This is a genomic window from Capnocytophaga genosp. AHN8471 (assembly GCF_016806945.1).
Lineage (GTDB): Bacteria > Bacteroidota > Bacteroidia > Flavobacteriales > Flavobacteriaceae > Capnocytophaga > Capnocytophaga periodontitidis.
The window spans coordinates 99,547-116,882 of record NZ_JAESPJ010000007.1; the positions used below are offsets into that span (position 1 = coordinate 99,547).

Here is a 17,336-nt window from a genome sequence, read left to right on the forward strand (position 1 = left end):
TATTATGGAAAGAAGAACTTTTTTAAAACATATAGGCGCTTCCTCTCTATTGGTAGGGATGGGAGGATTGGGTTCCTTATCAATGAAACCCGCTAATACCAAGCAAATTACTATCTTGCACACTAACGATGTGCACAGCCATATCGACCCACTACCTGCTACCGACCCCTTTAATCCTAACAAAGGAGGGGTAGCACGCAGGGCTGCCCTCATAGACCAAATACGTCAAGAAAACCCTTATACTCTCCTCTTTGATGCAGGAGATATTTTTCAAGGTACTCCTTATTTCAACTTCTACGGAGGTGAATTAGAGTTCAAACTGATGTCTATGCTCAAATACGACGCGGCAACTCTTGGCAATCACGATTTTGACAATGCACTCGAAGGCCTCTATGCTCAATTACCTCACGCTAAATTCGATTTTATCATCTCTAATTATGATTTTAGCAATACCATTTTAAACGGACATACACTCCCTTATAAAATTTACTATCTTAATGGTATCAAAATAGGTGTTTTTGGTATAGGAGTAGAGTTAGAAGGCTTAGTTAACAAACAGATGTACGGTGAAACTGTATATCTCAACCCTATAGAAATTGCCCAAGATATGGAACGCAAACTGCATAACGAAGAACATTGCGACCTCATTATCTGTCTTTCACACATAGGCTATGAGTACAAAGATAATCCTAATAAGGTGTGCGACCTAAAAGTGGCAGCACAAACATCGTATATCGATTTGATTATTGGCGGACATACACACACTTTCTTGCCAAAGCCTACTTTGGTAACCAATCGCCGTGAAAAAATAACTTTAGTAAACCAAGTGGGATGCTATGGTATCAATCTAGGGCGTATTGACTTCTTTTTTGAAGATGAAAAGCTGGTGAAAAATAAATCTGTTAGCATTGAAGTTTAATAAGTTAAAAAATATTTAGCAAAAAAGTTAGGCTTTTTTTTGCATATTCAAAAAACTTATGTACCTTTGCACCCGATTTAAAAAGCAAGCCTGAGTGGCGGAATTGGTAGACGCGCACGACTCAAACTCGTGTTCTTCGGAGTGAGGGTTCGATTCCCTCCTCAGGTACAACAAAAAAAGCTATCCTAATAGGATAGCTTTTTTTATAACAATTAACTTTCAATACAATGAATATCCATTTTATAGTAGCCCCCAGCACTCACTTGCGCCCCTTGATGATGGCTCTAAATGAACAGCACCACATCACTACCTTACCAGAAGAATTATCTTCTGAAACTCATTATGTAATTGCTGATCCTCACCTATCACCTACTCACCCCGATTTGTTATTGGCTCAAAACTTAGGGCTTTCACCTATATCACCTAATGCTTTTCTATACGAATATTTCAAAAATAAAACCCGTGTAGTACTCAGTGGTGATAAGGGTAAGAAAGAGTGTTTGGCACGTGTGCTACACACTATGGATTTTTATAACCAACCTTTGAGTTATTGTTTAGAAACTCCTATTAATGACAAACAAGTACATTTTGTAGATACCGAATTTGTTCTTTTTGAAGGAGGGGACAACAGTGCCGCACTACATCCTACCATTGCCCTCATCAGTGATATTAACAATGAAAAAGTAGAAGAATATCAAAACTTTATAGAATCGATTACTAAAGGAGGCATCCTTATTTACAATGAAGATGATGAAGCTCTCAAAACACTTGTAGAAAACAACGAGAGGGCGATACGTAAAATGGAGTACCGCACCCCTCTATTTGAAACGCACAATGGCGAAACTTTTCTTATTACTCCCGAAGGAGAATTGCCCTTAGGCGATACGTCGGCTACCCAAATAAGCTACATTGAGGCTGCCAAATGGGTATGCCAAAATATGGGCATTGATGAAGCCGATTTCTATGAAGCTATGGTGAGTTTCTAATCCTATTGGAGTTCATTAAGCACGGCTACTGTATGGCAGGCTACTACAGCTGCTGTTTCGGTACGCAAACGCGTATCACCCAATGATATAGGTATAAACGATTGTTGCAAAGCGGTGTTGAGTTCAGTTGTTGAAAAATCACCTTCAGGTCCTATTAGTACTGTGATACGCTCAGGGAACGGAGTGAGTGTTCGTGAGAACAACCGCTTCTCATTTTCGTAACAATGGGCTATATATTTAGCTGAAGTATCTGTCTTCATCACTTTAAAAAACTGAGTTGATGCAATAGGAGCATTGAGTTTAGGCAAATAACATTGCAGCGATTGTTTCATCGCCGAAAGAAGTATCTTCTCAAAACGCTCTACTTTAATAGTCGTACGCTCAGAATGTTCACAAATAATAGGTGTAATTTCATCTACCCCTATTTCAGTAGCTTTCTCTAAAAACCATTCGTAACGTTCATTCATTTTAGTAGGGGCTACTACCAAGTGTAAATAATAAGAACGCGGTGATTGGGTAGTGCATTTCAGTATTCTTACTTCACATTGTTTAGGAGACGCAAAATCTAATTGTGCTTCAAAAAGTTGTCCCTTCCCGTTAGTAATATGTAACACATCACCCGCTTTTTTGCGTAATACCTTTACTATATGCTGGCTTTCTTCCTTATCAAAAAAGCAATTTGTACTATCTAATTGCAATGCTGGGTGATAAAATAATTGTATACTCATAGTTTAATTTTCTTAGAAATCATAAGCATTTTTCGGGGGCAAAGATACTACAAATTAAAAAAAAATACGTTTTTTATTTTGTAATTATAAAATTTAACTTACTTTCGCCCCGTGAAAAGTAATATTAATATGAAACGCGTAATAGTAGACTACAACAAACTAACCAATGAGATTCTCTCTATGTTAGTAGAAAAATACCCTGATGGGTATACTGATGCAGATGTAATTCGTTTTAAAAACGCCAAAAATGAGACCGTTGATGCCTTAGAAGTACGCACCGAGGACACTATCTATTTAGTGAAAGTAAGTACTCGTTTAGCCGATACAATGGAAAACTTCGACGAGGACGACGACTTTATGAACAATAATGACGATGAAATAGGGGTAGGCGGTTTAGACATCCCCGACGATTCTTCATTAGACGACGAATAAAAACACTTCAAGCGTATGATTTCCGCTTATATTCCTTACTCCAATATTCGGTTTTTCTCTACGCTCATCACCGATTATGTAGATGAGCAAGAAAAACTACGCCCTTTCTACAATCACTTTCCTTCAATAGCAGAATTTGAAAAGCAAATAACTGAAAAAGAAGCTAATTTCAGTCAAGAAAAACGCAATGTTTTAGTAAGTAGCTTAAAAGCACAATACGCCGAGCTAAAAACGACCCCTAAAGTACTCAAAAATATAGAACTTTTAGCTCAAAGTAATACGTTCACAGTTACTACAGGACATCAGTTGAGTCTTTTTACAGGGCATCTCTATTTTATCTTCAAGATAATTTCAGTAATTAATACTGTTAGACAGCTCACTGAAAAGTACCCCGATAAACATTTTGTTCCTGTGTATTGGATGGCTACAGAAGACCACGATTTTGAGGAAATCAACCATTTTCACCTCAGCAATCGCACCATCTGTTGGAATAGCGACCAAACAGGAGCAACGGGCAACTTTTCTACCAATACACTCGAAGCGGTATTTCAAACGTTTGATAGAGCAATAGGATTGGGTAAAAACGCTGATGAATTGCGAGCTCTCTTCCGCGATAGCTATCTAAAAAACAATAATTTAGCTGAAGCTACTCGCTATTTAGTAAATGCCCTATTTGAAGATTATGGAGTGGTGGTAATCGACGGTAACGACAAGGCTTTAAAAAAGGAATTTATTTCCTATATAAGGAATGATTTGTTACATAGTGTTGCTCATCGTGAAGTAACTAAAAGTATTGAGGCTTTACAAAAGGTGAATAGCACTTATCCTGTGCAAGTAAACCCACGTGAGGTGAATATGTTCTACCTCACCCCTAACGGCAGACACCGCATCATACGTACCACCGAAGGTTTTGAGGTACACGATACAAATATTCACTTCTCTAAAGAAGCTATTTTAGAAGAACTCAATACCTATCCTGAACGGTTTTCTCCTAACGTTATCTTGCGCCCTTTGTATCAAGAGGTGATATTGCCTAATTTGGCTTATATAGGTGGTGGTGGAGAAATAGCTTATTGGTTAGAATTAAAAGGATTTTTTAATACGGAAAAAGTACCCTTCCCCATACTGATGTTGCGCAATTCGGCAATGCTCGTTTCACAACGACAAGCTGAGAAAATTGAAAAACTACAGTTTTCTCTAAACGATTTATTCTTAAAACCAGAAGAGTTAAAAAATAAAAAAGTACGACAACTCAGTGAATTTCCTATAGATTTTACTCCTGAAAAGGAATTACTCCAACAGCAATTCACTCATCTATACCAATTAGCTGAACGTACTGACATTACCTTTAAGAATGCCGTAAAAGCCCAAGAAGTCCGACAGTTAAAAGGTTTAGAAAAACTTGAAAAACGACTTTTAAAAGCCCAAAAAAGGAAGTTTAGTGAGGAATTAGAGCGCACTACTATTTTGCAAAGTGAACTATTCCCTAATAACATCTTACAAGAACGTTTTGCTAACTTCACCGATTTCTATTTGCTGAAAGGTAAGGAATTCATCCCTGAATTAGTGAAAGACTTTAATCCCTTTGATTTTAGATTTGTAGTCATACAATACTAACAATATAAAAAAGACGCTCTTTAGCGTCTTTTTTTTGTTGTAAATAGGCATAAAAAAAGCTCCCTAATTTCTTAGAGAGCCTTTTTCACAATGCATATAAATACTACTACTAACTCCAAAATGAAGAAAATTTTTCAGTTTAGAAAAATGTTATTCTATTACCATTGAGTAATAAAGTCTTTTTCACAAGATTTGTTTTAATGAGTATCACACTTAAGGTGATGATGTTTAATTTAGCATTTTTCTGTTTAGTATATAGAAAAATCTGTGCCAAACTTTTTGTTTAATTCACTAAAACATTCAATACACTGACTATCAATAACTAAAATAAAAATTAACTATAACACTTATTTCAAAAGCCTATAACAAAACGTGTAATTATACACCTTTAAATGTGTAGTTGCACACTTTATTACACTATACTATTACCTTCGCCAAATAGTCTTGGGTATTAGGTCCTTCGTGAAACAATAAATCCAATATTGATAAGTTAGGAATAAACCCATATTTATCTGAGAATATTTGATGATATGGAGGCATTGTTATAGGGTATTCTTTTTTAGCGCTACTTAAAAAGCGATAGTCTTTTACTCCTTGAGGCTCGGCTTCATACACTTTTGTCTTATCAAAATTGATATGTACCAATAGGCACGCTAAAATAGTTTCAATAGTATCAAGGTTTACATCAAGTAAATAAGTATATTGTTTTTCAAAAATACGTGCCAAATCGTCCTCGTAATACTCAAAATAAGGTGATGTGCGATAAGCAGTTTCTAAGCTCTTCCAATGCAATCGTTGCCAAGGAAAATTATTTTCTACCTTTACATCTTTAAACAGCTGTCTGCCAGTATCCCCTCCTACGTGTTTGATAGGTAAATTAAGGGCTTGTTTACCATTCGCACCATAAATATAAGCCCTATTGCGCAAAGTTTGCTTCTGATAATTATCCGAAACTTCTAATACACAAGGGTTGTTCAATATCAAATGAAATTGAGCTATTGAAGGAAAATAAGTGGGGTGCAATAATACTTGTGTTACCATTTATTCTTTTTCTTTTTTCTTTTTCAGCAAACTATAAGCTAACCACAAACCGAGCAAAGCAAACACGATATAACGATACGATACGGGCTCTCCATCACCATTCACAGTGGTGAACAGACGATTCCAACGTATTTTCTTAAAGCCTGAAGCGTTTTGGTCTAAACTCATCCAAACGAGTACTGGTTTTCCTAATACGTGATCTTCAGGTACAAAGCCCCAAAAACGGCTATCTTCAGAATTATGGCGATTGTCACCCATCATCCAATAATAGTCTTGTTTAAAAGTATAGCTATTAGCTTTTTGTCCGTTGATATAAATCTCATTACCTTTTACTTCCAATTGGTTGTGTTCATACACGCTGATAATGCGTTTATACAAAGGTAAATTCTCAATAGTAAGTGTTACACTTTTTCCTTTAGCAGGGATGGTAATGGGACCATAATTATCCTCATTCCAAGGGAATGCAGGACTATGAGGGAAGATAGCCTTATTGTACACTCCCGCCTTATTCACATTGCGAGTTACAGATACAATATTAGGATTAGCAGCTAATGCTTTTGCCACATCGTCAGTAAGAGAAGAAAAAATATAGGTATCGTTATTGATAGGATAAGCGCGATCGGTCACACCAAATTGTTGGTACATAGCACTCCAAACTTCTTCTATAGAGTTAAACAAATTAGGCTGTGTTACCACTATATACGATGTTTGTAGTTTAGCACGTATAGGGTAAATTTCTTTTTTGCCATTGATCCATACATCACCATCTTTTATCTCAAGTACATCACCTGGGATAGCTACCGTGCGTTTCACATAGTTTGATTTCTTATCAATAGGTTTATCAACGTGAATACCCGAATTATCACGGAAGTATCTTACCGTATCAGTAGGCCAGTTGAATACAGTAATATCATTTCGTTGTACTTTTTGCAAAGCAGGCAAACGCAAATAAGGTAATTGTGGTGTTTTGATGTATGATTTTGTACCTATTATAGGAATAGAATCGTGTACCATAGGTAATGATAAAGGCGTCATAGGCACACGCACTCCGTAATGGAACTTGCTCACAAAGAGGAAATCACCTACTAAAAGTGTTTTTTCTAAGGAAGAAGTAGGAATCATATAAGGTTGTATGAAATAGGTGTGAATACCCGAAGCTGCTACCACAGCAAAGAGTACAGCACTTACCCACGACGATACATTTTTCTTGATTACCTCTACATCCTTACCTACATATTGTGTAGAGGGCAAATAAGTTACGTAAGCAGCAAACAAGCCTAAAGTCACTACTGAAAGCAAGGTATAGCGTTTTTTGCGATAGTTAAACACGTGTAACCACTCGTAGGTCATCACTACTACCATAATATTGCCTATTACAGGTAAGTACAACAAGAAGACCCACCACCACGGACGTGAGATGATACGCAAAAAAATGACAGTATTATAAAAAGGTACAAAGGCTTGCCACGCTCTGTAACCTGCTTTTTCATAACCTTTCCAAAAAAATAGCCCATTGATGAGCTGTGCAATAATTAAAATGTATAAATATATCATCTTTAATCTTTAATCGTTAATTATTAATTATTTAATTGTTTTAAAAATTCGGCTACACCATCTTTTGAGTGGTGTAATGTTATATGTTTGGCAACGGCTTTCACCTCATTGCGTGCATTATCTACTGCTACGCCACAGCCAACGCCTTCTAACATTTCTAAATCGTTGTAGTTATCGCCAAAAGCAATTGCTTCACTCAGCGACAAATGGTATATTTCGCTCAAAACTACTTTTACCCCTGTGAGTTTAGAAATACTGATATCTGATAATTCGATATAAGTTTCTTTTCCGCGATAAATTTGCATTACCTTAGTATATTTCTCATTTAATAGTTGGAACATACGCTCAATAAGAGTTTCTTCCCCCATTAGCATCAGTTTGTGAGCTCCGTGCCCTGCTTGTTGCCACGTTGTGAGCACTTCTCGGTTAGGACGTACTACAGGAGTTACTTTGGTAATAGTTTCTTCACGTTGTGCCCATTGATCGTATTGAGGTACATACCACTCATCGTTGTAATAAAAACTAATATGTATTTCTGAAGCAAACTCTTTTTCGTTGAGAGTAACCACCTCTTCCAATATCTGAAGAGGAATTGCTACTGAGTGCAGTACTTTTTCACCATTGAGCACTAATCCTCCATTATAAGCGATAAGAGGTAAACCTGCTATACCTAAATCTTTTTGTATGTGATACATTTGCTGAGGCATACGTGAAGATACTAAAATGAAAGGCATTTTGTCTTTCAGTTTTTTCACTTCGTGAATGGTATTTTGAGTAAGAGTACGTGAACCGCTTAAAAGAGTTCCATCAATATCAGAAAATATAATTTTATACATTCTTTAGTTATGAGTTAAAAAATTATGAGTTATGAGTTTGCAAAGATAATGCCTTTTTCTTAAAGAAAATAAGTTTCTTGCATTTTAGTTATGTAATATTGTTGCTTGAACTAGATAAAAATACTGATTACTATATTCTATAAACATCATTTTCAATTGTTAATTCCAAGTACATCACTCATCGTGAAGACTCCTTGTTTTCCTACAATCCACTCCGCTGCCATCACAGCGCCAAGAGCAAAACCATTGCGATTGTGAGCCGTATGTTTAATTTCTATAGTATCCACCTCACTGCTATAAGTGATGATGTGAGTACCAGGGGTATTATCAATGCGTTTGGCTACAATGGGGATTTCGTTTTCCGTAGCGGTATCTAAATGCCAGCCAGTTTTATCTGTCTCTGCGATGATACCTTCAGCCAAAGTTATTGCTGTACCACTAGGAGCATCGAGTTTTTGGGTATGATGGATTTCCTCAATAGCTACCTCATACTCCTTAAGTCCTGACATTAGTTTAGCTAAAGTTTTATTGAGAGCAAAAAATACATTCACCCCTATACTAAAATTAGATGCATACAAAAAAGCGGTTTGTTGTGCTTTACACAATGCCACCGCCTCGTTATATTGGGATAACCACCCTGTAGTACCTGCTACCACAGGTACTTTATGTGTCAAACTATTGCTGATATTTGCAAAAGCACTATTGGGCGTGCTGAACTCTATAGCTACATCGGCTATAGTAATGTCGTAAGGAGTTTCGGCATTATCTATTTTCAAAACAATCTCGTGACCACGCGCAACAGCTATTTGTTCAATGGTTTTACCCATTTTACCATATCCTAATAAAGCAATTTTCATATAATTAATAAATTAATAGTCAATGTTTTATTTTCTTATTTCTTATCAAATACAACTCTTTTTAAAAGTCGCAACTGATGTGTATAGTTTCTAAGTTCATTATTGAATATTCCTATATGATCCAAACGATCAATTCGCACTTTCCCAAAAGAATGAATAATTTTATTATCACCTAACAGAATTCCTACGTGGATGATATTTCCTTCTTCATCATCAAAAAAAGCCAAATCACCTGCCTCACATTCTTCTATAAAACTAATGAGTTCCCCGTATTTCGCTTGTTTCTCAGCAGTGCGAGGTAGATGTATATTATTGAGTTTAAACACCATCTGTACCAAACCTGAAGCATCTATGCCAAAAGGAGTTTTCCCTCCTGCCAAAAAAGGTACATTGAGATATTCTAAAGCGGTGGAAACTACCCCTTGATGAGGAGTTCTTTGGGTAGATTGAGAAGTGTGTAAAAGATGATTATGAGAGAAAGTTGCCCCTTTGGGTATGTGCAAAAAGAGATCATCTCCTGTTTTCAAACGGAGTTTAGTAAGCCATCGATGTGCGTATTTCTCTTTCTTCTTAAGACATTTTTTGTAGTCCTTATCCGAAATTTCTGTAAACTGACTGTTGTCTACCCAGCCTTCTACATTGTCGAATAACAAGCGCACATAGCTCCAATGTTCTTCTTTATCAATCACTTGCAGCAATTCACCGAATAGTAATTGCGTAATCATCTCGGCTCCTTCAAGGGGCTCTAAGCGTACTGGAACAACGCTCAAATGGCATATTCCATAAGGGGTTTCTAATATTTTCATACTCATCACGCGCGCAAAGGTACAAATTAATCAGCAATTAGCAAATAACAATGAACAAAACTTACACCTCACCCTCTCCTACCTTCCTTACAACAACTCTTTTTATAAAAAATCTCACTCCTCTTATCAAACCTATTATCTCATTCAATAAACACACAATTAACAAAGATTTAACACCAACCATTTGGTTAATACAAATGTTTAACTTACCTTTGCCCCCGAAATAGAATGACAATGAGTAACACTAAAGACACATCCACTGAAGATCGCATCAAAGCTGCTGCTCGCAAAGTCTTTCACCAGAAGGGTTATGCAGGCACTCGTACCCGTGATATTGCCGAGGAAGCAGGTATCAACCACGCGATGCTCAACTATTATTTCCGCAGTAAAGAAAAACTCTTTGAGATTGTAATGACCGAAACAATGGCGTATTTCTTTCAAGGAGTAGGTACTATCCTCAACGATGAGAGCACCTCTTTAGAAGAGAAAATAGAGCGCGTAGTGGCTAACTATATCGATTTGCTCTTGGAAGAACCTGAATTACCGACCTTTATGTTCAACGAGGTGCGTGCTAATCCCGAACCTTTTGTTGCCAATACCCCTATCCTTCAGGCGTTAGAGCACTCAGTCTTAGCCCGCCAATACGCCGAGGCAGTAGCGCAAGGACGAATCACCGAACCCAACCTTATGCATACCGTGCTCAACGTGATCAGTTTAGTGATATTCCCCTTCATCGCCCAGCCTATCTTTACCGCCCTGAGCAGAACCGACAAAGAGGTGTATAAAGCCCTAATGCTCCAGCGCAAAGCCCTTATCCCTCAATGGATTAAAGCGATATTATTCCTCCCCTAACCCCTCCCAAGAAGGAGAATGGGGGTAAACAATATATTTTTTATCTATACCCTAACCAAATGGTTAAACACACTGTATAACGTAAACAACATCTATATATGAGATTTATAGCATTACTTTTACTCTTCCCCATAATAGGTATCGCACAAGAAACGATTACCTTGGAGGATTATTATCACTTGGCGCGAGAGAATTATCCTACCGTCAAAAAGCTCGATTTGATAGCCAAAACCGAAGGCTATACCCTTGCTAATGCCAATCGTGCTTACCTCCCACAGGTCTCTATCTTGGGGCAAGCCACTTACCAGTCTGAAGTAACCGACCTCTCTAAAACCATTGTAGGAGCACTCCCACTGCCTCCTAACGTCTTTTTGCCTACGATTGACAAAGAGCAATACAAGGTCGTGGGCGAGGTAAGCCAACTCCTATACGGGGGTGGTACGATTCACAGTCAGAAGGCAGTCGCCAAAGCCCAGAGTGCTGTCCAAGCGCAAGCGGTCGAAACGCAGTTATACACCCTGAAAGAGCGTGTGAGCAACCTATATTTTGGAGTGCTCCTCATCGATGCCCAGTTATCGCAAAACCGCCTCAATATCGAAACGCTCGAGTCGCAACTTAAGAAGGCGGAAGTAGCCCTAAAAAACGGTACGACCCTTCCCAGTAATGTAGACGAGCTGAAAGCCGAAATCCTCCGTGTAAGAATGCAAACTACCGAGTACGAAGCTACCCAAGCTACCTACTTGCAAATGCTGTCTACTTTTATAGGCAAAGAGCTCACCAACGCTTCCCAGCTCGCACAGCCTGCGCCTCAATCCCAGTCTCAAACCCTAAGTACCGATATTTTTCGTCCTGAACTCAAAGGATTTCAGCTACAGGAATCGTTGCTTAAAGCGCAAGAAAAACAGCTCAATAGCGAATATATACCTAAGCTCAGTGCGTTTTTTCAAGGCGGTTACGGGCGTCCCACACTCAATATGCTCAGCAACCAAGCGGATTTCTACTACATCACAGGGCTCCGTTTGCAATGGAATCTAAGTCCGCTATACAACCTGTCAAGTAAGAGACACATTTTGCGCCTCAATCGCGAAAGTATCGCAACCGATCGTCAAGCCTTTTTACTCAACACAAAACTCGAACTCACTCAGCAGTCCGAGCAACTCAAAAAGCTACAAAAGCTGATAGAACAAGATGAAGCATCGGTAACTTTGCGCCACTCTGTCGCTAAATCTGCTGAAGTCCAGTTGGACAACGGGGTTATCACCACTCACGAATACTTGCAGAAAGTCAATGCTTGGCATCTTGCTCAGCAAACCCTTATCCTGCACCAAATACAACTCCTCCAAGCTCAAGAGAATCAAAAACTAATTACAGGACAATCCTCCCCCAACCCCTCCCAAGGAGGGGAGTTATAGTGAGGCTAACAATAAACAGAACAAGAATACCTTTTACTGAATAATAACCCAATAAAAAAAAATACCCCTATCGCCTTTCCGGCTTGCCCCCTCTCCCAAGGAGAGGGGGAACGGGGGTGAGGAACTAAAATGAAAAAGATAGCACTTATTACCACATTGATAGCTTTAATAGCTTGCAATAATAAGAACAAATTCGACGCTTCTGGCAATTTCGAAGCCGACGAAGTCATTGTTTCTGCCCAACAGACGGGGCAACTCATCGACTACGATGTAGAAGAAGGCAAAACTCTTACCGAAGGTCAAAAGGTCGGTCAGATAAACGTCGCTCTCCTCAAGATACAGAAAGAGCAGGTGGAAGCCACTATTGCCTCACTCAAAGAGAAAACCCAAAACCCTGCCGACCAGGTGGCACTCATTCGTAGCCAACTCGAAGTACAGCGCGCACAACTCGCCCAACAGGAACGTGAACTCACGCGTACACAAAACTTAGTGCGTGGTGGGGCTGCCACACAAAAGCAATTGGACGACCTCTCTGCCCTCATCGACCAGCTTCGCAAGCAGATAGCCGTAACCGAAAACCAACTCAAGGTCAGTCTCACCAACATCAACACCCAGAACCGCAACGTACTCAGCCAAGAAGCCCCCTTGCAAAAGAATGCCGAAGCCGTTCAAGAGCAAATCAATCAGGGTGAAATCATCAACCCTATTGCGGGCACTGTGCTTACTAACTACGCCCTAAAAGGAGAAATGCAGACGTTCGGAAAACCACTCTATAAGATTGCTAATACCGACGTACTAACCCTAAAAGCCTACATCACCGGCGACCAACTATCCCAAATCAAATTAGGACAGCAAGTTACCGTGCGCACCGATGCTGGAAAAGGCGAATACCGCACCTATCAAGGCGAAATTATCTGGATATCCCAAAAGAGCGAGTTCACCCCCAAAACGATACAAACAAAATCTGAACGCGCCAACCTCGTCTATGCTATCAAAGTAAAGGTTAAAAACGACGGCTTTTTAAAGATAGGAATGTACGGAGAAGTGTTATTCAAATAGTAAATTGAAAAATGAAAAAACGTCTTTTATACCTAAGTATTGCGTTTTTATGCACTGCCATACTCGCACTTATTATAGTAGCAATGCGCTCACTATACCCCGATTATTGCCTCTCAGCCCTTGGAATAATCCTATCCCAAGTCGTTTTTATCATAACTTATATCATATTTCCGCTATTTTTCATCTATTTGATAATAGCCGAAATCAACCTTAATTTTATGTACCAACACAGCCTTAGAAAGAGGCAACGTAAGCGCACAACCAGCTTCAACCTATCGCTCATCACCTTAGCACTCGTGCTCCTGAGCCTTCTCGCCCGCCTTTTCCTCTAAGATTAATAACACATAAATTGAATTAGTAACAATTATAAAAAAATATGATACGTAATTATTTTTACCTTGTAGTGGGAGTATTTTGCTTACTCTCTGCCGTTACACACGAAATGAACGGCTTTGCAACTGTTTTCCCTGCCTTGTCAAACACCAATATTGATGCTGAAAGTAGGATAACATTCAATTATCTTTGGCATATCATAGCTACCGAAAACATAGTAATGGGTATTGCTTTAGTATTAATGGCACTGCGCAAGAACGACAATGCAGGCAAGTTCCTTGCTTTCTTTGTAATGGCTTTACTAGTAGTGCGTTGGGCAAGTATTGCATTTAGTACCCTAACAAGCGATGGAGGTAACCTTACCAAAATACTTCCTGAAAGTGTTATAATGTGGCTACTTATATTCCTATTGTGGTTAGGAGCAAGAAAAAAAGAACAATAAAAAGAGATTTATATATGAACATCCGAGCCATCAACCCCAATGAATACCCCTTTTTAGACGATTTTCTGTATGATGCTATCTTTATCCCCGAAGGCGTAACGCCCCCGCTGGCGCGAGCCTATGGCTCGTGTCTATCAAGAATAGAGCTTGTAGCTCACATTCTTAGCACATTTTTTGTAGCTTACTAACAAATACAACCCTATGTTAAAGAAATACGAAAAAGTAATAGCAACGGTTTTCGCCCTGCTTACCATAGTTTTTATAGTAGTCTTTCTCACTAATGACTCCTTTTTTGAGTGGACTTTTGCACGACATCACAATATATTAAGCTGGTATGTGCGCCCACTCTTTATCGTGCCTATGGTGTATTTTGCTTTGAGAAAATCGTATGCAGGAGTGTCATTGAGTATCTTTTGCCTATTTACCAGTATGTTTTGGTTCCCCACTCCACAACAAACCGACCCTAAGGTACTCGGTTTCTTAGCCTACGAAATAGACTATCTCAAAGGCACGTGGGACACAAAAAAGATACTTTTCTCACTAAGTGTACCGCTCTTTTTCTATCTGCTGATAGTCTCAGCGTGGAAGAGAAAATGGTGCTTATTGCTCTACACCGTAGTGTTAGCTGCGTTTTTAAAACTGTTATGGAGCGTGGTGAGCAGTGGTGCAAGCGGTTGGTCAGTAGCCAAACCCGCTCTTGTAGGACTGGTAATATGCGTAGTATTTATTTTGATAACAAGAAGAAAAGACAAAAAATAAGGGAAAATCAGTGTCCATTTGCCTTTGAAAAGAGGTTAATCACCACCACCCCAGCGATGATAAGCAGGGAACCCAATACAAAAGGCAAGTCTATTTTGTTTTTGAAAACAAGAATACTCACAATGGCTGTCAGTACAATCCCTACCCCCGACCAGATAGCGTAGGCTACCCCCAGCGGAATATTCTTGAGAGCTAAGGATAAAAAGTAAAAACAAACACCATAAGACAACAGCGAGCCTACGGCAAACAACCACTTGGTAAACCCTTCCGATTTACCTAAAAGAGCGGTGGCTAAGACCTCTAAAACAATCGCTAAAGTGAGGTATAGGTAATGCATATAAGTATAGTATCTAAATTCGTGGCAAAAATATAACAATTTTACTGAAGATGAAATTAAAACTCATAGAACACATAAAGCTCACTAAAGAGCTCGTAGACCGAGAACACTTTTTCTCTGTGGGCTATTGCGAAGCAATCGAAACCCATTTGATGAAAGTACTTGTAAGTTGGGTAGCAGGCTATGAACGCTATTACCGCATAAGTGCCGATGATTACGCTTTGTTCGAAGAAGACCGTCCTGTATTCTATGAATTGTACAAAAACGAGCTCGGTGAGGATAACGAATGCTTTACACAGAAGTTTATGGGAGCGCAAGCTCTACGCGATTACGATGGTCGTAAGAACTTTCAGGCGTGTTATTCCTCAAAAGAAATGAACCCTTTTGGGCATTATGCCTATTACAACGGAGTACTATATGCTCAAATTCTCTGGGACAAAGGCACGATATACGTACCCCCTTATCAGAAAGTAAAAACCGCCAACGTCGATTGGGACTATCCCTTGAGAAAAGATTGTTACATAGAAAAAGACCCCGAAGGCAAAGACCTCTGCTTTTGCCTCAATAGCAATCTCATAAACTAACCTGTAAACAACATCATTATAATAATAAAAAAGATGAATGCACTAAAACAAGTAATAAAAGAATTAAATTTTACAGAAGACTTTCAGAAATTGATTCTTCATCAAATTAAGATACCTATCCTAGATACTTATAATCCTGTTTGGGAATATTGGTATCCTCACCCGCCTTGTTTAATACCTTTGTTCTTAGGTACAGGAGCAGAATATACCGGCTTGTTATACCATTTTTTCTGCGACAGAAAACAAATATTTGTAGATGATTCGCTGGAATGGAGTTATTTTAGCGAGAGGGCAAGCAATGAAAAACAATTTGTTACTCTGATGATTTTGGATATGTTAGAAATTGAAGAAGAGCTTACTGAGGAAATTGAACAATTTTGCAAAGACATTCATTACAGTGAAGATGATTTACAAAAGATAGTTACTTATTGGGACGAATACGGTTATGGCAAGGAACACACAAGTCCACTGGTATATTTTACCGATAGGGAAACTATAATACCTTTCGGTGATATAGAAAGAAGTGGATATGAAGGAGACTTTCCTGCCTCTATGAATCATATCGATACAGCGCTGTGTTATAATGCTTGTATCTTTGAAATAGAGGATATAAATCGTATAACAGACCTAAAAAATATCCCCAATTGGCTTAGAGAAGATACCGATAAAAAAGCATTGTTCTATAATTATCTATCCCAAAACAAGCTAAAAGAAGCGTGGTTTTCCCTAAACAGCAAGGGTTGGAAGCTGAAAGATGTAGCCGAAGCACTTATGCAATTAAGGAATAAAACAAATGATAAACTGTTTCACCTTATAGCCGATTACTGGGTTTACACGTATGAACTCTCGGATTGTGATGAAACAGAGGAATATTAAGAGCTAACTTTATTAGCATATTAAGTATATGACAAGTATAAAGAATCTCCCCCGCTGACGCGAACCTGTGGCTTGTGCCTATTAAGAACAGAGCTTGTAGCTCGTGCTTGTCTAAAATAGTAACAAATTAAAAATATTAAAAATGAACCCTATAAACTATCAGAAAATAAACCAACAGACCATTAATAACTGGATTGATAACGGTTGGGAGTGGGGGCAACCTATTTCCCATACCGAATTTGAGGAAGCTAAAAACGGTAATTTTGTCGTCAAACTTACTCCAACTAAAAGTGTACCTAAGAATTGGATAGTCGACTTGCGTGGTAAAAAAGTGTTAGGGCTCGCCAGCGGTGGCGGTCAGCAAATGCCCATTTTCACCGCTTTAGGTGCAGCGTGTACCGTATTAGACTATTCCGATAGGCAAATAGAACAAGAGAGAATGGTTGCCAAACGTGAGGGGTACCTCATTACACTCCTACAAGAAGATATGAGCAAACCCCTTCCTTTCGCCGACGATACCTTTGATATGATATTTCACCCTGTGTCCAATTGTTATATTGAAGAGGTAAAACCGCTCTGGAAAGAGTGCTACCGCGTGCTTAAAAAAGGAGGCGTACTGCTTTCAGGATTAGACACAGGTGTTAATTATCTATTTGATGAGGAAGAAAAAACACTGATAAATACTCTTCCCTTCAACCCATTAAAAAACGAAGAACACCTACGTCAGATGCAGAAAAGCAATGGTGGTATACAGTTTTCACACACTTTAGAAGAGCAAATTAACGGACAGTTAGAGGCGGGATTCACGCTCTTAAGCCTTTATGACGATACCAATGGCTATGGCAACCTACACGAACACAACGTCGCAAGCTATATTGCTACAAGAAGTATCAAGTAGCAATCTCA

At 38.8% G+C, this 17,336-nt stretch carries 21 protein-coding genes and 1 tRNA gene; 15 read left to right on the plus strand and 7 right to left on the minus strand.

Features of this window, described 5'->3' with window-relative positions:
* The first annotated feature begins 4 nt into the window (after nucleotides 1-4).
* The 3 genes from JMN12_RS03640 to JMN12_RS03650 all read left to right on the plus strand — a co-directional run bounded on the left by JMN12_RS03640 (nucleotide 5) and on the right by JMN12_RS03650 (nucleotide 1,905).
* Entirely contained in the window at nucleotides 5-919 is a 915-nt protein-coding gene (locus JMN12_RS03640) for a bifunctional metallophosphatase/5'-nucleotidase (RefSeq protein ID WP_034555053.1), read from the plus strand.
* 88 nt (nucleotides 920-1,007) lie between these two features.
* Nucleotides 1,008-1,087, plus strand: a tRNA-Leu gene (locus JMN12_RS03645).
* Between the two features lie 59 nt (nucleotides 1,088-1,146).
* Nucleotides 1,147-1,905 carry a Mur ligase gene (locus JMN12_RS03650; RefSeq protein ID WP_203137201.1) on the plus strand — a complete coding sequence of 253 codons (759 nt, stop codon included), beginning with the start codon at nucleotides 1,147-1,149 and terminating at the stop codon, nucleotides 1,903-1,905.
* Between the two features lie 2 nt (nucleotides 1,906-1,907).
* Here JMN12_RS03650 and JMN12_RS03655 read toward each other — a convergent pair whose 3' ends face one another.
* Entirely contained in the window at nucleotides 1,908-2,633 is a 726-nt protein-coding gene (locus JMN12_RS03655) for a 16S rRNA (uracil(1498)-N(3))-methyltransferase (protein ID WP_009412142.1), read from the minus strand.
* A gap of 129 nt (nucleotides 2,634-2,762) precedes the next feature.
* Between JMN12_RS03655 and JMN12_RS03660 the strand changes: the two genes are divergently transcribed.
* Complete coding sequence (locus JMN12_RS03660; protein ID WP_002681550.1) at nucleotides 2,763-3,065, plus strand: hypothetical protein; 303 nt, start codon at nucleotides 2,763-2,765, stop codon at nucleotides 3,063-3,065.
* A 15-nt stretch (nucleotides 3,066-3,080) separates the two neighbouring features.
* Entirely contained in the window at nucleotides 3,081-4,682 is a 1,602-nt protein-coding gene (bshC, locus tag JMN12_RS03665) for a bacillithiol biosynthesis cysteine-adding enzyme BshC (RefSeq protein ID WP_203137216.1), read from the plus strand.
* A gap of 417 nt (nucleotides 4,683-5,099) precedes the next feature.
* Here the strand turns inward: bshC and JMN12_RS03670 are convergent, their stop codons facing one another.
* The 5 genes from JMN12_RS03670 to JMN12_RS03690 form a co-directional block, all read right to left on the minus strand.
* Nucleotides 5,100-5,723: a WbqC family protein gene (locus tag JMN12_RS03670; protein WP_009412144.1), complete on the minus strand. Its 624-nt coding sequence runs from the start codon at nucleotides 5,721-5,723 to the stop codon at nucleotides 5,100-5,102.
* A complete protein-coding gene (lepB, locus tag JMN12_RS03675) occupies nucleotides 5,724-7,277 on the minus strand; it encodes a signal peptidase I (protein WP_088594428.1) in 1,554 nt (517 codons plus the stop codon).
* Nucleotides 7,278-7,300: 23 nt separating this feature from the next.
* On the minus strand, nucleotides 7,301-8,113 hold the full coding sequence (locus tag JMN12_RS03680; protein WP_203137218.1) for an HAD family hydrolase: 813 nt from the start codon (nucleotides 8,111-8,113) through the stop codon (nucleotides 7,301-7,303).
* Between the two features lie 152 nt (nucleotides 8,114-8,265).
* Entirely contained in the window at nucleotides 8,266-8,970 is a 705-nt protein-coding gene (gene dapB, locus JMN12_RS03685; protein WP_203137220.1) for a 4-hydroxy-tetrahydrodipicolinate reductase, read from the minus strand.
* A gap of 35 nt (nucleotides 8,971-9,005) precedes the next feature.
* Nucleotides 9,006-9,782, minus strand: a complete 777-nt coding sequence (locus JMN12_RS03690; protein WP_009412148.1) for a C40 family peptidase — start codon at nucleotides 9,780-9,782, stop codon at nucleotides 9,006-9,008.
* Between the two features lie 228 nt (nucleotides 9,783-10,010).
* On the opposite strand from JMN12_RS03690, the gene JMN12_RS03695 reads away from it, so the two are divergent.
* The 7 genes from JMN12_RS03695 to JMN12_RS03725 all read left to right on the plus strand — a co-directional run bounded on the left by JMN12_RS03695 (nucleotide 10,011) and on the right by JMN12_RS03725 (nucleotide 14,633).
* Nucleotides 10,011-10,628 carry a TetR/AcrR family transcriptional regulator gene (locus tag JMN12_RS03695; RefSeq protein ID WP_203083388.1) on the plus strand — a complete coding sequence of 206 codons (618 nt, stop codon included), beginning with the start codon at nucleotides 10,011-10,013 and terminating at the stop codon, nucleotides 10,626-10,628.
* 98 nt (nucleotides 10,629-10,726) lie between these two features.
* Nucleotides 10,727-12,040, plus strand: a complete 1,314-nt coding sequence (locus JMN12_RS03700) for a TolC family protein (protein ID WP_203137223.1) — start codon at nucleotides 10,727-10,729, stop codon at nucleotides 12,038-12,040.
* Nucleotides 12,041-12,169: 129 nt separating this feature from the next.
* A complete protein-coding gene (locus JMN12_RS03705) occupies nucleotides 12,170-13,099 on the plus strand; it encodes an HlyD family secretion protein (protein ID WP_203083386.1) in 930 nt (309 codons plus the stop codon).
* A gap of 11 nt (nucleotides 13,100-13,110) precedes the next feature.
* Nucleotides 13,111-13,431: a hypothetical protein gene (locus JMN12_RS03710; protein WP_238423811.1), complete on the plus strand. Its 321-nt coding sequence runs from the start codon at nucleotides 13,111-13,113 to the stop codon at nucleotides 13,429-13,431.
* A 44-nt stretch (nucleotides 13,432-13,475) separates the two neighbouring features.
* Entirely contained in the window at nucleotides 13,476-13,874 is a 399-nt protein-coding gene (locus tag JMN12_RS03715) for a hypothetical protein (protein WP_181830957.1), read from the plus strand.
* 14 nt (nucleotides 13,875-13,888) lie between these two features.
* Nucleotides 13,889-14,062 (plus strand): hypothetical protein, encoded by a 174-nt coding sequence (locus JMN12_RS15170; protein WP_238423812.1) that lies wholly within the window; start codon nucleotides 13,889-13,891, stop codon nucleotides 14,060-14,062.
* Between the two features lie 13 nt (nucleotides 14,063-14,075).
* Complete coding sequence (locus tag JMN12_RS03725) at nucleotides 14,076-14,633, plus strand: hypothetical protein (protein WP_203083385.1); 558 nt, start codon at nucleotides 14,076-14,078, stop codon at nucleotides 14,631-14,633.
* A 7-nt stretch (nucleotides 14,634-14,640) separates the two neighbouring features.
* On the opposite strand, the gene JMN12_RS03730 is transcribed toward JMN12_RS03725, so the two are convergent.
* A complete protein-coding gene (locus JMN12_RS03730; RefSeq protein WP_009410711.1) occupies nucleotides 14,641-14,970 on the minus strand; it encodes a DMT family transporter in 330 nt (109 codons plus the stop codon).
* A 50-nt stretch (nucleotides 14,971-15,020) separates the two neighbouring features.
* Between JMN12_RS03730 and JMN12_RS03735 the strand changes: the two genes are divergently transcribed.
* From JMN12_RS03735 to JMN12_RS03745, 3 genes are all read left to right on the plus strand, one after another.
* Nucleotides 15,021-15,554, plus strand: a complete 534-nt coding sequence (locus JMN12_RS03735) for a hypothetical protein (RefSeq protein ID WP_203137225.1) — start codon at nucleotides 15,021-15,023, stop codon at nucleotides 15,552-15,554.
* Nucleotides 15,555-15,587: 33 nt separating this feature from the next.
* Nucleotides 15,588-16,430, plus strand: a complete 843-nt coding sequence (locus tag JMN12_RS03740; protein WP_203137227.1) for a hypothetical protein — start codon at nucleotides 15,588-15,590, stop codon at nucleotides 16,428-16,430.
* Between the two features lie 142 nt (nucleotides 16,431-16,572).
* Entirely contained in the window at nucleotides 16,573-17,328 is a 756-nt protein-coding gene (locus tag JMN12_RS03745) for a class I SAM-dependent methyltransferase (RefSeq protein ID WP_238423813.1), read from the plus strand.
* Nucleotides 17,329-17,336 lie beyond the last annotated feature (8 nt).

What these genes read in the sequence shown, in the direction of transcription:
- JMN12_RS03640 (WP_034555053.1), top strand. Translation starts at nt 5, where the DNA reads ATGGAAAGAAGAACTTTTTTAAAACATATAGGCGCTTCCTCTCTATTG.
- JMN12_RS03690 (WP_009412148.1), bottom strand. Translation starts at nt 9,782, where the DNA reads ATGAGTATGAAAATATTAGAAACCCCTTATGGAATATGCCATTTGAGC.
- JMN12_RS03735 (WP_203137225.1), top strand. Translation starts at nt 15,021, where the DNA reads ATGAAATTAAAACTCATAGAACACATAAAGCTCACTAAAGAGCTCGTA.
- JMN12_RS03700 (WP_203137223.1), top strand. Translation starts at nt 10,727, where the DNA reads ATGAGATTTATAGCATTACTTTTACTCTTCCCCATAATAGGTATCGCA.
- dapB (WP_203137220.1), bottom strand. Translation starts at nt 8,970, where the DNA reads ATGAAAATTGCTTTATTAGGATATGGTAAAATGGGTAAAACCATTGAA.
- JMN12_RS03655 (WP_009412142.1), bottom strand. Translation starts at nt 2,633, where the DNA reads ATGAGTATACAATTATTTTATCACCCAGCATTGCAATTAGATAGTACA.
- lepB (WP_088594428.1), bottom strand. Translation starts at nt 7,277, where the DNA reads ATGATATATTTATACATTTTAATTATTGCACAGCTCATCAATGGGCTA.
- JMN12_RS03745 (WP_238423813.1), top strand. Translation starts at nt 16,573, where the DNA reads ATGAACCCTATAAACTATCAGAAAATAAACCAACAGACCATTAATAAC.
- JMN12_RS03650 (WP_203137201.1), top strand. Translation starts at nt 1,147, where the DNA reads ATGAATATCCATTTTATAGTAGCCCCCAGCACTCACTTGCGCCCCTTG.
- JMN12_RS03740 (WP_203137227.1), top strand. Translation starts at nt 15,588, where the DNA reads ATGAATGCACTAAAACAAGTAATAAAAGAATTAAATTTTACAGAAGAC.
- JMN12_RS03660 (WP_002681550.1), top strand. Translation starts at nt 2,763, where the DNA reads ATGAAACGCGTAATAGTAGACTACAACAAACTAACCAATGAGATTCTC.
- JMN12_RS03715 (WP_181830957.1), top strand. Translation starts at nt 13,476, where the DNA reads ATGATACGTAATTATTTTTACCTTGTAGTGGGAGTATTTTGCTTACTC.
- JMN12_RS03680 (WP_203137218.1), bottom strand. Translation starts at nt 8,113, where the DNA reads ATGTATAAAATTATATTTTCTGATATTGATGGAACTCTTTTAAGCGGT.
- JMN12_RS03710 (WP_238423811.1), top strand. Translation starts at nt 13,111, where the DNA reads ATGAAAAAACGTCTTTTATACCTAAGTATTGCGTTTTTATGCACTGCC.
- JMN12_RS15170 (WP_238423812.1), top strand. Translation starts at nt 13,889, where the DNA reads ATGAACATCCGAGCCATCAACCCCAATGAATACCCCTTTTTAGACGAT.
- JMN12_RS03695 (WP_203083388.1), top strand. Translation starts at nt 10,011, where the DNA reads ATGAGTAACACTAAAGACACATCCACTGAAGATCGCATCAAAGCTGCT.
- JMN12_RS03725 (WP_203083385.1), top strand. Translation starts at nt 14,076, where the DNA reads ATGTTAAAGAAATACGAAAAAGTAATAGCAACGGTTTTCGCCCTGCTT.
- JMN12_RS03705 (WP_203083386.1), top strand. Translation starts at nt 12,170, where the DNA reads ATGAAAAAGATAGCACTTATTACCACATTGATAGCTTTAATAGCTTGC.
- JMN12_RS03730 (WP_009410711.1), bottom strand. Translation starts at nt 14,970, where the DNA reads ATGCATTACCTATACCTCACTTTAGCGATTGTTTTAGAGGTCTTAGCC.
- bshC (WP_203137216.1), top strand. Translation starts at nt 3,081, where the DNA reads ATGATTTCCGCTTATATTCCTTACTCCAATATTCGGTTTTTCTCTACG.
- JMN12_RS03670 (WP_009412144.1), bottom strand. Translation starts at nt 5,723, where the DNA reads ATGGTAACACAAGTATTATTGCACCCCACTTATTTTCCTTCAATAGCT.